The sequence below is a fragment of the Ruegeria sp. BHSB196 genome (assembly GCF_059613135.1).
Map to the genome: position 1 here is coordinate 39,885 of NZ_JBXWRY010000018.1, position 14,976 is coordinate 54,860.

General features: G+C 63.3%; 12 protein-coding genes, 1 tRNA gene and 1 riboswitch. Of the genes, 8 read left to right on the plus strand and 5 right to left on the minus strand.

From position 1 onward, the window contains the following. Window positions 1-65: 65 nt before the first annotated feature. Window positions 66-902 carry an alkaline phosphatase family protein gene (locus AC2FNJ_RS10730; RefSeq protein WP_496764225.1) on the plus strand — a complete coding sequence of 279 codons (837 nt, stop codon included), beginning with the start codon at window positions 66-68 and terminating at the stop codon, window positions 900-902. Between the two features lie 42 nt (window positions 903-944). On the opposite strand, the gene AC2FNJ_RS10735 is transcribed toward AC2FNJ_RS10730, so the two are convergent. From AC2FNJ_RS10735 to AC2FNJ_RS10750, 4 genes are all read right to left on the minus strand, one after another. After that, the gene (locus AC2FNJ_RS10735; RefSeq protein WP_496764226.1) at window positions 945-1,868 is read right to left on the minus strand and encodes an alpha/beta hydrolase; all 924 of its coding nucleotides are present in this window, start codon (window positions 1,866-1,868) and stop codon (window positions 945-947) included. Beyond that, window positions 1,858-3,768: an acyl-CoA synthetase gene (locus AC2FNJ_RS10740; RefSeq protein ID WP_496764227.1), complete on the minus strand. Its 1,911-nt coding sequence runs from the start codon at window positions 3,766-3,768 to the stop codon at window positions 1,858-1,860. The genes AC2FNJ_RS10735 and AC2FNJ_RS10740 overlap by 11 nt, the downstream gene beginning before the upstream one ends. A 151-nt stretch (window positions 3,769-3,919) precedes the next feature. After that, entirely contained in the window at window positions 3,920-5,740 is a 1,821-nt protein-coding gene (locus AC2FNJ_RS10745; protein ID WP_496764228.1) for an ABC transporter transmembrane domain-containing protein, read from the minus strand. A 217-nt stretch (window positions 5,741-5,957) separates the two neighbouring features. Continuing rightward, window positions 5,958-6,031, minus strand: a tRNA-Gly gene (locus tag AC2FNJ_RS10750). A 341-nt stretch (window positions 6,032-6,372) separates the two neighbouring features. On the opposite strand from AC2FNJ_RS10750, the gene AC2FNJ_RS10755 reads away from it, so the two are divergent. The 5 genes from AC2FNJ_RS10755 to AC2FNJ_RS10775 all read left to right on the plus strand — a co-directional run bounded on the left by AC2FNJ_RS10755 (window position 6,373) and on the right by AC2FNJ_RS10775 (window position 12,062). Beyond that, entirely contained in the window at window positions 6,373-6,573 is a 201-nt protein-coding gene (locus AC2FNJ_RS10755) for a DUF1127 domain-containing protein (protein ID WP_496764229.1), read from the plus strand. Window positions 6,574-6,801: 228 nt separating this feature from the next. After that, the gene (locus AC2FNJ_RS10760) at window positions 6,802-7,869 is read left to right on the plus strand and encodes a methylglyoxal synthase (protein ID WP_496764230.1); all 1,068 of its coding nucleotides are present in this window, start codon (window positions 6,802-6,804) and stop codon (window positions 7,867-7,869) included. Window positions 7,870-7,989: 120 nt separating this feature from the next. Then, window positions 7,990-8,199, plus strand: coding sequence for a hypothetical protein (locus AC2FNJ_RS10765; protein WP_496764231.1), 210 nt, complete (start codon window positions 7,990-7,992; stop codon window positions 8,197-8,199). A 172-nt stretch (window positions 8,200-8,371) separates the two neighbouring features. Next, window positions 8,372-10,015: a hypothetical protein gene (locus tag AC2FNJ_RS10770; protein WP_496764232.1), complete on the plus strand. Its 1,644-nt coding sequence runs from the start codon at window positions 8,372-8,374 to the stop codon at window positions 10,013-10,015. Window positions 10,016-10,172: 157 nt separating this feature from the next. Then, a complete protein-coding gene (locus AC2FNJ_RS10775; protein WP_496764233.1) occupies window positions 10,173-12,062 on the plus strand; it encodes a PhoX family protein in 1,890 nt (629 codons plus the stop codon). Window positions 12,063-12,145: 83 nt separating this feature from the next. Here AC2FNJ_RS10775 and AC2FNJ_RS10780 read toward each other — a convergent pair whose 3' ends face one another. Next, window positions 12,146-13,165 (minus strand): NAD(P)-dependent oxidoreductase, encoded by a 1,020-nt coding sequence (locus tag AC2FNJ_RS10780; RefSeq protein ID WP_496764234.1) that lies wholly within the window; start codon window positions 13,163-13,165, stop codon window positions 12,146-12,148. Window positions 13,166-13,257: 92 nt separating this feature from the next. Continuing rightward, window positions 13,258-13,464: riboswitch (cobalamin riboswitch) on the plus strand. Between the two features lie 77 nt (window positions 13,465-13,541). Here AC2FNJ_RS10780 and AC2FNJ_RS10785 point away from each other — a divergent pair. Both AC2FNJ_RS10785 and cobW read left to right on the plus strand, forming a co-directional pair. Then, window positions 13,542-13,916, plus strand: coding sequence for a DUF1636 family protein (locus AC2FNJ_RS10785; RefSeq protein WP_496764235.1), 375 nt, complete (start codon window positions 13,542-13,544; stop codon window positions 13,914-13,916). A gap of 2 nt (window positions 13,917-13,918) precedes the next feature. Beyond that, window positions 13,919-14,974, plus strand: coding sequence for a cobalamin biosynthesis protein CobW (gene cobW, locus AC2FNJ_RS10790; protein WP_496764236.1), 1,056 nt, complete (start codon window positions 13,919-13,921; stop codon window positions 14,972-14,974). Window positions 14,975-14,976 lie beyond the last annotated feature (2 nt).

Genomic DNA, 14,976 nt, shown 5'->3' on the forward strand with positions numbered 1-14,976 from the left:
TGCACCGACGCAAAAGGCGATCGCGTCATCGGGAGCGGGTCAACGCCAGGAAAATGGAGATCGGGATGGACGGGAAATTGCTGCTGATCATTCTGGACGGTGTGCCCTGGCGCAACTTCCGCCGCCTGTTCGGCAACCTCGAAGGATGGGTCGACAGCGGCGAGGCCCGTGTCTGGAAACTGCGCTCGGTCCTGCCGTCGATCTCGGCCAGTTGCTATGCGTCGATCCATACCGGCGTGACCCCCGCCGAGCATGGCTGCACCGGAAACGGAAACGTCTTTCGGCTGTCTCACAAGGACATCTTCAGCCAAGTGCGCGAAGCCGGCGGCGTGACCGGCGCGGTTGCGCACAGCTTTTGGTCGCAGTTCTTCAACCGCCATCCCTTCGACTATGTGCGGGACATCGAATATGACGAACCCGACAGCATGACCATCAACCACGGCCGGTTTCACACGATGACCGGCTATGGCCGGGACAACCAGATGACGCCCTGCGATCTGGATCTGTTTGCGACGCTGACCAACCTCGGCCTGCGGTTCGGTCTGAACTACGGCATGTTGCACACCTGCACGCTCGACAGCATGGGGCATAGGTTCCATCACGAATGCGACGCGATGGACCATGCCTGTTTCGTCATGGACGAAATGCTGGCGCCGTTCATTCCGCGCTGGCGGCAGATGGGGTACGAAGTCATCGTGACGGCCGACCACGGACAGGATGAGCGGGGCCATCACGGCGGCCGCAGCCCGCTGCAGCAGGAAACTGCGCTGTACTACTTCGGAGATGCGGAAGGCCCGTCCGAGGACGCGGTCATCGACCAGTTGCAACTGGCTCCGACCGTCCTGAGCCGGCTGGGCGCGCCGGTCGCCGACACGATGAAAGCGCAGCCGTTCCTGCGATAGGCCCCTGCCAGGGCGATCACGGTCGCCCGGTAGCCGCGCACGTCAATCGTAGCACCAGATGCCCTGCCCCAAAGCCTCGATCGCAACCGTGATGCGTTCGAAACTGGCCTGCGCCCGCCCGACGGACGTGCGGGCCCTGAGAAATCCGTGGATCAGTCCCGGCTCGTTCACCCATTCCGCAAGACCGCCTGCCTCGGCAATTCTCGCCTGATAGTCGTGCCCGTCATCCCGCAGCGGATCGCAATCGGCGGTGAAGATCACGGTCGGCGGCAGACCCGAGAAGTCGTGATCCTGCAGGGGTTCAAAGGTCGGATCCGCCTTCGGCGCCTGCCCGTCCGTACGAACCTTCTTGTAATACAGCACGTCCTCGCGGGTCAGCATCGGCGCATGGGCGTGTTCCAGATAGGATCCGGCAGTCGTATCGCCGCCCAGCAAAGGATAGATCAGCACCTGGCCGAGTAGGTCGTCCAGGCGTCCGCGCGCGCGATGCGCCACACAGGCCGCCAATGTGCCGCCGGCGCTGTCCCCGGCCAGGACGAGCGGCTCGCCGAATTCCGCATCCGCCCACCGGGCCGCCGTCCAGCTGTCCTCGAACTGCACCGGATGACGGAATTCCGGGCACAGCCGGTAATCGACCGCCACGACGCGATAACCGGTCTGGGCGCAGATTTCGGCGCAGACGTCGTCATGGCTTTCCAGGCCGCCCAGCACGAAGCCACCGCCGTGATAGTAGACGACCGTGCGTGTCGGATCGCCGGCCGTATAAACGCGAACCGGAACGCCATCGGCGCTCCGGTCCTCGGTTTCCACTCCGTCGGGCCTGTTCTGGCGGAAGGTCCCGCACATCGCGTCATAGGCCCGTCTTTGTTCGGCAATCGAAAGGTCCACCGCGTTTTCCGGGAAGCACTCGGAGATGCGGCGAATGAAGGCCCATGTCTCTTCGTCGATCAGACGCTCATAGTCCATTGCCCCTCCGTTCGGCTGCCCATTCCCAAGGCCGGGTAAAGGCACCCAGAACCTTGTTCACATCGTCCTCGGAGGCGCCGTTGGCGTCAAGCTGCGCGACCAGACCCATTTTCTTGTCGTCCACCACCGAAACCACCCGTGCCGCGACGCCCGCCTTTTCCAGCGCTCCGTTGTAGACGCGGGTGATTGCCTGCTTTCGCAATTCCGGCTTGAAGACCTTGCCGACCGCGGTCTTCGGCAGTTCCGGAAGGATCGTCATGTGTTTCGGATGCGCCGCGCGCTCGTGCACGTGAACGTGGCAATACTCCAGCAGCTCGTCTTCGGTCACGGCGGCACCTTCGACCAGTTCGACGAAGGCGCAGGGCACCTCGCCCGAATGCGCATCCGGCTGGCCGATGGCGCCGGCGAACGCGACCGCCTCGTGCCCCAGCAGGGCCTCTTCGATCTCGGCCGGGTCGATATTGTGGCCGCCGCGAATGATCAGATCCTTGGCCCGGCCAGTGATCCACAGATACCCGTCCGCGTCGAAGCGGCCCAGATCGCCGGTCCGAAGGTACTTGTCGTGGTAATAGAGGTTCTTGTTCTTGTCGGTCTCGGTATAGGTATTGCCCGCAAAGACGCCCGGGTTGGACACGCAGATCTCGCCCACCTCGTCCACCGCGCATTCCACGGGCCCGTCCGCCCCTTCCTTGAGGATCTTCACATCCGTATACGGAAACGGGATTCCGATGGAACCGATCTTCTTTTCTCCGTCCACCGGATTGCAGGACACCAGACAGGTTGCTTCGGTCAGGCCGTACCCTTCGACGATGGTCACGCCCGTGGCCTGTTCGAAACGGCGGAACAGTTCCACGGGCAAGGGCGCCGAGCCCGAGAACGCGGTCTTGACGCTCGAGATGTCGGCATCGACCGGGCGCTGCATCTTGGCCGAAATCGCCGTGGGGACGGTAATGATGAAGGAAACCTTCCACCGCTCGATCAGCTTCCAGAAATTGTCGAAAACCCCGTCGCCGCGATAGCCGGCCGGCGTCGGGAACACGACATGCGCACCCGAGGCGACGGCGGCCATCACGATCACGTGGCAAGCGAAGACATGGAACATCGGCAGCGGGCACATGATGACGTCCTCTTCCGAAAACAGCAGCGTGTGCCCCAGCCAGCCGTTGTAGATCATGCCGGAATACTTGTGCTGCGCCACCTTTGGCATGCCAGTCGTACCGCCGGTGTGGAAATAGCAGGCCACGCGATCCTCGGTGCTGTCGGGGAAACTCAGCGCGGTCGGCTGTTTCGCAAGCTCCTTGTTGAAATCGAGATAATCGGCGTGCGCCAGATGCTCCTTGTCCTCCATCTTGGGGCGGACCAGCGGCACGATCCAGGATTTGGGCGGCGTCAGGTATCGGTTGAGGTCGATTTCCAGAACCGTGTTCACGTGTGGCGCGTGCCGCACCGCTTCGGCCACCTTCTGCGCCACGTCCGTTTTCGGGAAGGGTTTCAGCGTCACCACGACCTTGGCGTCGGTTTCCCGCAGGATCGCGGCGATCTGCTCCGGCTCAAGCAGCGGATTGATCGGGTTGACGATGCCGGCGACGGCGCCGCCCATCATGGTGATCAGCGTTTCGTTGGAATTCGGCAGGACATAGGCCACCACGTCCTTTTCCCCGACCCCCAGCGACCGGAACAGGTTGGCGGCCTGATTGACCTTTCCCAGCAACTCGAACCAAGTGAGCGTTTCCGCCTTGTCCTTGGGACCGGAGAGAATCTGAAAGCTGATTGCCTTGTGGTTGGGAAACTTGCTGGCCGTGCGCGACAGCAACTGGTGGAACGTCACCGGCAGATCGCGGTCCGCCCATGGCATCTCGTTCTCGATGCGTTTCTTGTCTTCCGTCCCAACGAATGCCATGCGGCTCCTCCCCTTATTGGCTCTGCTAGGTGCAGATCTTCCGCACCAAGATGAGAGCAAATCCTCGTCTGTGCAAGCGAGGGCTTACCGGCAGGTTTTTGAGAGGCATAGAATGACGCTGCGGCGAAAGGGCAAGTGCCGGGGCGTCACTTCACTCGGCGGCGACCCCATCGGTGAATTGCAGGCGCGCCAGCCGGGCATACAGCCCGTCCTGCGCCACCAGATCGGCATGGGTGCCCTGTGCGACGATGCGGCCGGCCTCCATCACCACGATCCGGTCGGCCTTTTTCACCGTGGCCAGCCGGTGCGCGACGATCAGCGTCGTGCGGCCCGCGCTCAGCTCGTCCACCGCCCGCTGCACGGCGCGTTCGCTTTCGGCGTCGAGTGCCGAAGTGGCTTCGTCCAGCAAGAGAACCGGCGCGTCGCGCAGGATGGCGCGCGCAATCGCGATCCGCTGTTTCTGCCCGCCGGACAGCATCACGCCGCGTTCACCGACGAAACTGTCATATCCATCCGGCAGCGCAGAAATGAACTCATGCGCCGCAGCGGCACGGGCGGCGGCTTCGACTTCGGCATCCGTGGCCTCAGGGCGGCCGAACCGGATGTTCTCGCGCGCTGACTCCGCAAAGATCACGGGATCCTGCGGCACCAATGCGATGTGACGGCGGAAGTCGGCCCGATCGAGCGCGCGCAGGTCCATGCCATCCAGACTAACCACACCCCGATCCGGGTCGTAGAACCTTTGGATCAACTGGATCACCGTCGTCTTGCCCGCACCCGAGGGGCCGACAAAGGCCGCGGTCTCGCCCGGTTCGACGGTCAGGGTCATCTCGTCAAGCGCGGCCACGTCCGGGCGTGACGGATAACGGAAGCTGACGCGGTCGAACCCGATCTTGCCTTGCACCGGCCGAGGCAAGGACAAGGGCTGCGCCGGATCGGTCACAGTATCGCTGGCATTCAGCAGTTCCACCAGGCGCTCCGTTGCGCCGGCGGCGCGCTGCAACTCGCTCCAGATTTCCGACAGGGCGGCGACCGAACCGGCCATGATCACCGAATAGATCACGAACTGGATCAGCGTGCCCTCGGTCATCACGCCGTTGCGCACGTCGTTCGCACCCATCCACAAAACGCCCACGATACCCGAAAACACCAGGAATATCACGATCACGGTCAGCACGGCCCGGGTACTGATACGCCGCAACGACACCTGATAGGCCGTCTCGGTGAGGTCGGAAAACTGCGACCGGCTGGCCGTTTCATGGGTGAAGGCCTGAACCGTCTGGACGGCGCCCAGCGCCTCGCCAGCATTTCCCGACGACGCCGCAATCCAGTCCTGGTTCTCGCGGCTGATCGCACGAAGCCGTCGGCCAAGGATCAGGATCGGCACCACCACGATGGGGATCAGAAGCAGCACCATCCCCGTCAACTTGGCCGAAGTCAGCAGCATCAGGATCAGACCGCCCACGAACAACAGCATGTTGCGCAGCGCGATCGACACCGAGGAGCCCAGGACCGATTGGATCAGCGTCGTGTCGGTGGTGATCCGGCTGAGCACCTCGCCGGTCATGATCCGTTCGTAGAATTCGGGACTCATCCCGATCACCCGGTCGAACACCGCCTTTCGGATATCGGCCACGACCCGTTCGCCCAACCGGGTCACAAGCGCATAGCGGACACCCGTGCCGACGGCGAGAACCGCCGCAATCCCAAGAGCGGCCAGGAAATACTGGTCCAGCAGGGCGCCGTCCTCGATCCGGAAATGATCGACCACCCGTCGCACTGCCAGTGGCAGGGTCAGGGACATTCCGGCCGTGACGACAAGCGCCAAGGTCGCGCCGAACATCAAAAGGCGATAGGGCTTCATGAAGGGCCAGAGCGAGGCCAGAACGCTCAGCTTCTTGGAGGTCGCGCGCTCTTCGTTGGCGCCCGGCGCCGCAGGTGCGGCCGGTCTTGCTGAGCGTCTCTTCGCCATGTCAGGCCCTTGTCGTCTCCTGGTCGTGTCAGCCCGCTTCATGGATGTACTGCGCCGCAGGGTCAAGGCGTAGTTGCCTTTGGCGCGCAGCGTCGTTCGGTACCTGCGACATCGCCTCTGCCCGCCCGTTTTCGGCCCGCAGCTCACATCTCTTGCAATATCATACGCTTGGCGTGGACAATTAACGCATTACATCAAATGTCTACGGAAGAGTTTCTGGAGCGGGTAGACGGAATCGAACCGACATAGCCTGCTTGGAAGGCAGGGGCTTTACCATTAAGCTATACCCGCTTGAGGCTCACGCTAGGTATTTCAAGACCGGGCGGGCGTCAAGCAGGAAGTCGGGCCGTCGCGCGGCCTGGCAATTTTGACATCCATGCAAGGCACAACACCCCTTCCGAAGCGGCAACCGACCGCTGAAGGCTTCTTAATCTTCCCGCCCAGTGTTCTTTAGCTTCCAAACCTTTCTTCTGTGTATCGAACCGCAGAATCCAGAAGAAAAGGAAACACGGAGGGCCTACCAAAGCGTCTGTTTTCAGATGCCCAACGCGGCTGCCAAGACCCTGCCCGCGACCGCGTCCTTGAATCCCGCGTGACCCTCGATCGCGAAACACCAGATATGGAGCGACCACATGATGCATATGCACACCGATGCCGATTCCCTCCCCTCGGCCAGCGCGCTGCTGCTTTTTGACGAAGCCATGAAGTTCAAGGCCAGGCGCGGCGCATACATCCGGGCGGCGCAACAGCTGTCCCGCATGACCGATCGCGAGCTGTCCGAACTGGGCATCAATCGCAACGATCTGGACGACACCATCGAGCGGTTCATCTGAACCGTACTCCGACGTGTCGGCGCGGCCCGCGAACGCAAACGCGGGTCGCACCGGAGCATGGCCGCGGCTCAAGAACATTCTCTGCTGATCGCAGGCTGTTTCCGGCATTTGCTTGATCGAACGAATGTGCTTGAGTTGACCTGCCCGCAACATCGGTCCTTGCCGCCACCCCTGGCTCTACCGGCCCGGTTTCTCGGGCGACGCTTCGACACCAGGAGGGATTGATCCGTGGCCTTCGACTTCATCCTGATGCTGACATCGAATGACCGAACCATTCCCGATGCCCGCGCCCGGCTCGAGGAAGCGCTGGAGGGTGGCGTGCGTCACATCGGGTTCAAGGACGTTGGCCTGCCCTTCGACGACCTCAAAGGGCTCGCGGATGCCATTCGGGCCGCCGGAGGACGATCCTATCTTGAGGTCGTGAGCCTGGATGCCGAAAGCGAGTTGGCCTCGGCCCGCGCCGCCATCGATCTGGATGTGGACTGCCTTCTTGGCGGCACGCGCGCCGAGGAGGTGACTGCACTGACCCGCAACCACCCGGTTCGCTACTATCCCTTCCCCGGCCGCATCACCGGCCATCCCAGCGTACTCGAAGGGCCGGAGGACGCGATCGTGACTTCGGCCCGGCAACTGGCGGACCAGGAACATGTGCACGGGTTGGACCTGCTGGCCTACCGGTTCGACGGCGATGTACCGGCCCTGATGCGAAACGTGTGCTCGGCGGTGTCCAAGCCGGTCATCATGGCGGGCAGCATCGACAGCCAGGACCGGATTGCCGAGGCCGCGCGCTCCGGCGCGGCCGGATTCACGGTTGGGACGGCGGCACTGGCCGGGGTCTTTCCGGCCGAAGGTCAGGGCTTTGCGGCGCAGGTGCGCGCGATCCTCGACATCACCGACCGCGCCAGGCTCCAGTCCACCGCGCCACGGCGGCTGGCGCTGGCGGCCCATGACACACGCAAGGCGCACTTGCGAGCCTGGGTGTTGCGGCATGAAAAGGCGCTGCGGGGCCACCGGTTGATCTGCACCGGCGGGACCGGGCGGATGATTTCCGAAGCGGCGCCCGATCTCTCGGTGCAACGCCTGCAGCGCGGTGGACGCGGCGGTGACCAGCAATTGGGGGCGCTGATCGCGACCGGCGATCTGGATGCGGTGATCTTCTTTGCCGATCCAACCCTGCCGCACAGCGGCGATGCCGACCTTCAGGCGCTGTCGCGTCTTGCCGTCCTGCACGATACGCCGCTGGCCCTCGGTCCATCTGCGGCCGACATGATCGCCAGTACGCTCCTGGGAAACTGAGCGCTCGGGTCACTTCGCGATACGACCCGTGGTGACACGAATGGCTGAGTGTGCTCTGTTGTCGGGCAAGGCTTTGGATCGGCATCCGTCGGAACCCTTGCAGAAAGTGTGAAAATTCAGATGGCGACCAACAATCAATCCCAACCCGCCAAGCGACGGTGCCACCGCTGCCACGGGTCCGGGCGCTCGCCCTGCCAGATCTGCGGGGGCACCGGGCAGGTGAAGAAAGGCAAGGACATCTACGGCAACATCATCTTTGACCGGTGCGACGGGTGTTTCGGGGTCAAGACGATCCGCTGTTCGACCTGCGGCGGCGAGGGGTTCATCTGAACGGTCCCCGCCGCGCTATGCCGATCAGATCTGGATTTCGTGCCGGAGCCGAACCCGTGCCGTTGTCAGAACGTCAACAATACAGGCGCGGTCTGTGCTATGTTCGAACAATCCTGAACCGCAGCGGTCTGCGTGCCGCTGGTTTTTTCATTGTTTCAAAGGGCCATTCCGCATGACCGAATTTGACCTGGGCACCTATTCCCGCAGGATCACCACGTCTTCGCCCGAGGCGCAGAAGTTGTTCGACCAGGGTCTGAACTGGCTTTACGGATACAATCACGAAGCCGCGGCCGCGTGTTTCCAGAACGCGGCAGAGAACGACCCGGACTGCGGCTTGGCCTATTGGGGCATCGCCCACGCGATCGGCCCGAACTACAACAAGCCCTGGGAGTTCTTCGACCCGCACGAGCGGGTTGCCACTCTGGAACGCGCGCACAAGGCGATTGAAACGGCACTGGCCCTGCGCGACAAGGTTGCGCCGGTCGAGGCAGCCCTGATCGAAGCCTTGGCCGACCGGTTTCCCGACGATCCAGAGATCGAGGATTACGGCCCCTGGAACGATGCGTTTTCGGATTCGATGCGCAAAGTCCATGCCGCGTATCACAACGACCTGGACATCGCCTGCATCTTTGCCGAAGCGATGATGAACCGCACGCCTTGGCAGCTCTGGGATTTGGCCAAGGGCGAACCGGCGGACGGCGCTTCGACGCTCGAGGCGCAAGCCGTGCTGGAACGCGCCTTCGACAGCTTGCCCGGCGCGTGGGACCATCCTGGCCTTCTGCACATGTACATCCACCTGATGGAAATGTCCCCCATGCCGGAAAAGGCGCTGCGCCACGGAGACCGGCTGGTCGATCTGGTCCCGGACAGCGGGCATCTGGTTCACATGGCAACCCATATCGATGTTTTGTGCGGCGACTATCAGAACGTGGTCTGGCGCAATCACCGGGCGGCGGCGGTCGATCGGAAATACGAGGCCATGGCGGGCGGCGAAAACTTCTATACGGTCTACCGGGTCCACAACGTCCATTTCGAAGCCTACGGCGCCATGTTCCTCGGCCAGCCGGAGAAGGCGCTGGCGGCGTCAGAAGAGCTGATGCGGATGCTGCCGGACAACGTGATCCGCTATTTCCCCGACCTGTTCGAGTCCTTCTACGGCAAGAAGATCCACGTGATGGTGCGCTTCGGCATGTGGCATGAGATCTTGGACGAACCCTTCCCCGAAGACCCCGAACTCTACAGCTATACCTATGCGGCAATGCGGCAGGCCCGTGCCGTTGCATTGGCCAACCTGGATCGGCTGGACGAGGCGCGGGCCGAGCGCGAACTGGCCATGGTAGCTCGGCAGGCCGTTCCGGAAAGCCGGCTGGTCTTCAACAACACGGCCGAGGACGTGCTGATGATCGGCGAGGCCATGATGGATGGCGAAATCGCCTTTAAATCCGGGGATCGCGAAGCCGGGCTGGCACATCTGAGGCGCTCCGTCAATCTGGATGACAGCCTTGTCTACGACGAACCCTGGGGCTGGATGCAGCCGACCCGGCACGCCCTTGGGGCGCTGTTGCTGGAAGATGGCCGATTCGACGAAGCCGAGGCCGTCTATCGCGCCGATCTGGGGTTGGACGATACGCTGGCGCGCGCCTGTCAGCATCCGCGCAATATTTGGAGCCTGCACGGGCTGCATGAATGCCTGGTGCGGCGCGGCGAACTGACCGAGGCAAAGCACATAAAACTCCAACTGGATCAGGCTGCGGCCCGTGCGACCGTACCGATCCACGCCTCGTGCTATTGCCGCAGCCGAGCCGAGGCCGCCTGACGCCCAGGAAATCCGGCAATCGACCTAGGCGGCGGGATCCGAAAACCGCCGACCGAACCGGTTTCGCGGTTGGCTTAACGGTATTGTCAACTGGCTGTCACACTCGACTATTAGTTCCGTGGCTCAGAGCTTAGATTCGCCAGCAAGGAGCCACTCCATGAAAGACGATGCTTCCACCAGATTGTCCGCAGACGATTGGGATGAACTGAACTTCCCCCGTCCCGAAGAAAACGACTTCGATCGCGTTGTCGAAAGCGCGATCTCGCGCCGTGGTTTCCTGGGCGGGGTGATCGCCTTCGGATCCGGCGCCGCCGCCATGGGGGCGGGACTGTTGAATTCCACGGCGGCGTACGCCGTCGAAGGCCCACGCTTTGCCTTCACTCCGATTCCGGCGCAGACCGACGGCACCGTGCACGTGCCCGAAGGCTACAACTGGAAGGTGCTGATGCGCTGGGGCGATCCGCTGTTTTCCGAGGCCGACGGCTATGACGTCACCGATGGCGGCCCGCTCGAGAACTCCGACAAGGTGTTCGGCGAGAACACCGACGGGATGGAGACCTTTTCGTTCCGGGGGCACGAACTCATTGCCATCAACCACGAATACCCGAACGAAGAGATCAACCTGCCCGCGGCCAGCGAAGGCAAGCCGGCCAATGCCGACGATGTACGCAAGCTGCAGAACATTCAGGGCGTGACGGTGATGGAAATCGCCGAAGGCCCCGAAGGCTGGGCGATCGTCAAGGACAGCCCGTTCAACCGCCGCATCCATCACAATACGCCGATGAAGATCGTCGGCCCGGCCGCCGGCCACGACCTGCTCAAGACCGAGGCCGATCCGACCGGCACCGCGTCATTGGGCACCTTCAACAACTGCGGTTCCGGCAAGACGCCGTGGGGCACGTATCTCACCTGCGAAGAGAACTTCAACGGGTATTTCGGCTCGTCTGACCAGAATGCCAGCTACGACCAGAAGGTTGCGGACGGGTACAAGCGGTACGGCATCAAGGCCGAAAGCTGGAACGGATACGAGCTGTTCGATCCGCGCTTCGACACGTCCAAGAACCCCAACGAGCCGCACCGCGCCGGCTGGATCGTGGAAATCGATCCGACCGATCCCGAAAGCACTCCGGTCAAGCACACCGGTCTGGGCCGCTTCAAGCACGAGAACGCCGAGGTGGTTCTGGCCAAGGATGGGCGTGTGGTCGTCTACATGGGCGACGACGAGCGGGGCGAGTACCTGTACAAATTCGTCTCGAACGGCACGTACCAGCCCGGCGCTTCGACCGAAGGGCTGCTGGATGACGGTACGCTTTATGTCGCCAGGTTCAACGATGACCTGACCGGTCAGTGGCTGCCGCTGACGCCCGAGACAACCGGCATGGATGCGGCCGAGATCCTGATCTTCACCCGGATGGCCGCGTCGGCGGCGGGCGGCACCACCATGGACCGTCCCGAGTGGGTCGCGGCCAGCCCGGTTGCAGCCGAAGCCTATTGCGCACTGACCAACAACAAGAACCGCGGCGTCAAGCCGAATGCGGGCGGCGATGACACGTCGGCCAACGGCCCCAACCCGCGCGACGCCAACAACTATGGCCAGATCGTGCGCTGGCGCCCGGCGGGCGAAGACCACGCCGCCGAAGCGTTCGCCTGGGATCTCTACGTCATGGCGGGCAACCCCACCGTGCATTCCGACGCCTATGCCGGTTCGGAGAACATGAACGAGGGCAACCTGTTCAACTCGCCCGACGGCATGGCCATCGACTCGACCGGACTGGTCTGGATCCAGACGGACGGCAAGGACAACAACGAAGGCGACTTTGCCGGCAACGGGAACAACCAGATGCTGGTCGGGGATCCGGTGACGGGTGAAATCGTACGTTTCATGACGGGCCCGAACGGCTGTGAAGTCACCGGCCTGGCGTGGTCCAGCGACATGCGCACGATGTTCGTGGGCATCCAGCACCCCGGCAGCAGCTGGCCGGATGGCGGTACCCCGCGGTCGGCGGTCATCACCATCAAACGCGATGACAACCAACTGATCGGCTGACCTGGCGCCTCAATCCCGGTTTCGCCCCCGGATCGCAGTCCGGGGGCGTTTCTTTTTGCGGCGTCACCCCCTGCTGGCAGCGGTCATTCGGCAGCCTTCAATTCCTTGCCTTGCGGAATCACCTCATAGCCGGGTTCCTCAGGCTCGTCGTCCATCATCTCGGGCGGAAAACCGGGCGCGCGGATGTCTAGGCCGGTCGCCTCTTCAAGGCGCTTGATGATGTTGGGGGACAACTCGCGCGCGCCGAACCGCGCGATGCCGTCGTTGAAGATGTCGATCAGGACCGGGTTGACCTCGAGCGGGACGTTGGCCCGGTCCGCCACTTCCTGAAACAGGCCGATGTCTTTCTTGACCAGATCCATCGTAAAGGAAATGTCGCGAGAACCGTTCAGGATCACCTGGCTCTCGGTTTCGTGGACGAAGGACGTGCCGGAGGAAATCTTGATCGCTTCATATGTGGTGTTCAGGTCCATTCCAGCCGCCTTGGCCACCACCAGCGCCTCGCAGCAGGTCACGAGATTGGCGGTCGCCAGATAGTTGGTGAGCACCTTGAGCACCGAGGCCGATCCCAGCTCGCCCGTGTGCAGGATGCGCCGTCCCATGGTCGTCAGGAACGGCAGGATGCGCTCGAACGTGGCCCGGTCGCAGCCCGCGAAGATCGAGATGTTGCCGGTGGCCGCGCGGTGGCAGCCTCCGGAGACCGGGCAATCGACCGCCGCGCCGCCGCGCTCGATCACCAGGGCGCCCAGCCGCCTGACCTCGGCTTCGTCGGTGGTGGACATCTCCATCCAGATCTTGCCCGGCCCCACCTCGGGCAGCATCTGCTGCATCACCGCATCCGAGGCTGCGGGCGATGGCAGGCAGGTGATGACCGCATCGCAATCGCGCATCATCTGGGCGGGGCTGTCCGCCGCTTTCGCGCCCTTTGCGGCGAAGTCCGAAACCAGGTCCGGATTCAGGTCATGGACCGTCAGGTCCGCCCCGTTTCGCAGCAGCGACCCGGAGAGTTTCGCGCCGACATTTCCAAGACCGATGAACCCAACTTTCATGACGCATATCTCCCTGCTCGCGTGTCCCGGCCATGGCAGCACGTCGCGGCACATTGCGTCATGCCGCGCAGCGACGCTGGCAGGTCGCTTTTCATCTCTCGGCCCTTGCCCTCTGCGCGACTCGCTTGACAAGTCCCCTGCCCGTGCCGCATGTCCGATCCGTTGGTGTCCGTCGCAGGACGGATGAAAAGGGAATGCGTCAGCGGTTTTCCGTCAAACGCAGCCGCCCCCGCGACCGTGACCGGAGAGGGTGCCCAAATGCCACTGGCCGCAGGCCGGGAAGGCGGGACATCCGACAGAGCGCCGCTCTGACATCCGCAAGCCGGGAGACCTGCCAACGCCCGAAGACGAAACCGGACGGGGTGTTCCGGTGTCGGGCCGTGGCCCGCAAGAAGCCCCGTCCCCCGCACTGCATGGGGGGATGAGAACCATGACCGAAACCGCGCCAGTCGAGTTGCTGGTCTGCACCACCTGTCGTCGCGGCCTGCCCATCGAAGATGACGACCTGCGCCCAGGCACGTTGCTGCACAAGGCGCTGGTCCGGGCCGATCTGCCTGCCGGAATTCATGTGAAACCGGTCGAATGCCTGTCGAACTGCGATCAGGGCTGTTCGATCGTGCTGCGCGGGGGGCCGTCGCGCTGGACCTTCGTCTATGAGAACCTGAACGAATCCGACCACGTCGATATCATCGTCGAAGGCGCCACAAAATACCTGGCCGCCGAAGATGGCCTTGTGAAATGGCGCGACCGACCCGAACATTTCCGCAAGAACTGCGCCGCCCGCATTCCCCCGATTGGAGCCTGAGCATGAGCACTCTCGAAAAACTTCCCGTCACCGTCATCACCGGCTTTCTCGGCTCGGGCAAGACCACCCTGATCCGCCACCTGATGCAGAACCCGCAGGGCAAGCGGCTGGCGGTGGTCGTCAACGAATTCGGCGATGTGGGCGTCGATGGCGAAATCCTGAAAAGCTGCGCCATCCCCGACTGCCCGGCGGAAAACATCATGGAACTGGCCAATGGCTGCATCTGCTGCACCGTGGCCGATGACTTCATCCCCACGATCGAGGCGCTGATGGCGCTGAACCCGCGCCCGGATCACATCCTGATCGAAACCAGCGGTCTGGCCCTGCCCAAACCGCTGCTCAAGGCGTTCGACTGGCCCGATATCCGTTCCAAGATCACCGTGGACGGCGTGATCGCCCTGGCCGATGCCGAGGCCGTGGCCGCGGGCCGCTTCGCCCCGAATGTCGCCGCTGTGGACGCCCAGCGTTTGGCCGATGATTCGATCGACCACGAAACGCCCCTGTCCGAGGTGTTCGAGGATCAGATCTCCTGCGCCGACATCATCCTGCTGACCAAGCCCGATCTGGCCGGCCCCGAAGGCGTGGCCAAGGCGCGCGAGATCATCGCCGCCGAGGCGCCGCGCCCCCTGCCGGTGGTCGAAGTGGCCGAAGGCGCGGTGGACGTGCGCGTGGTTCTGGGGCTCGAAGCCGCAGCCGAGGACGACATGGATGCCCGTCCCTCGCATCACGACGGTCATGACGACCACGAACATGACGATTTCGAAAGCATCGTGGTCGAGTTGCCCGAACAGACCGACACGGCGCAGCTGGTGGCCAATATCGAACGTCTGGCGAACGAGCTGAACATCCTTCGGGTCAAGGGCTATGCCGCCGTTCAGGGCAAGCCGATGCGCCTGCTGGTTCAGGCGGTCGGCGCGCGGGTGCGGCACCAGTATGACCGCCCGTGGAAGCCGGACGAGGACCGCCGCTCGCGCCTTGTGGTCATTGCCGAACATGACGACATCGACGAGGCCGCGATCCGCGGCATCCTGACGGGCGTCACCGAGGCCGCCGAGTAAGC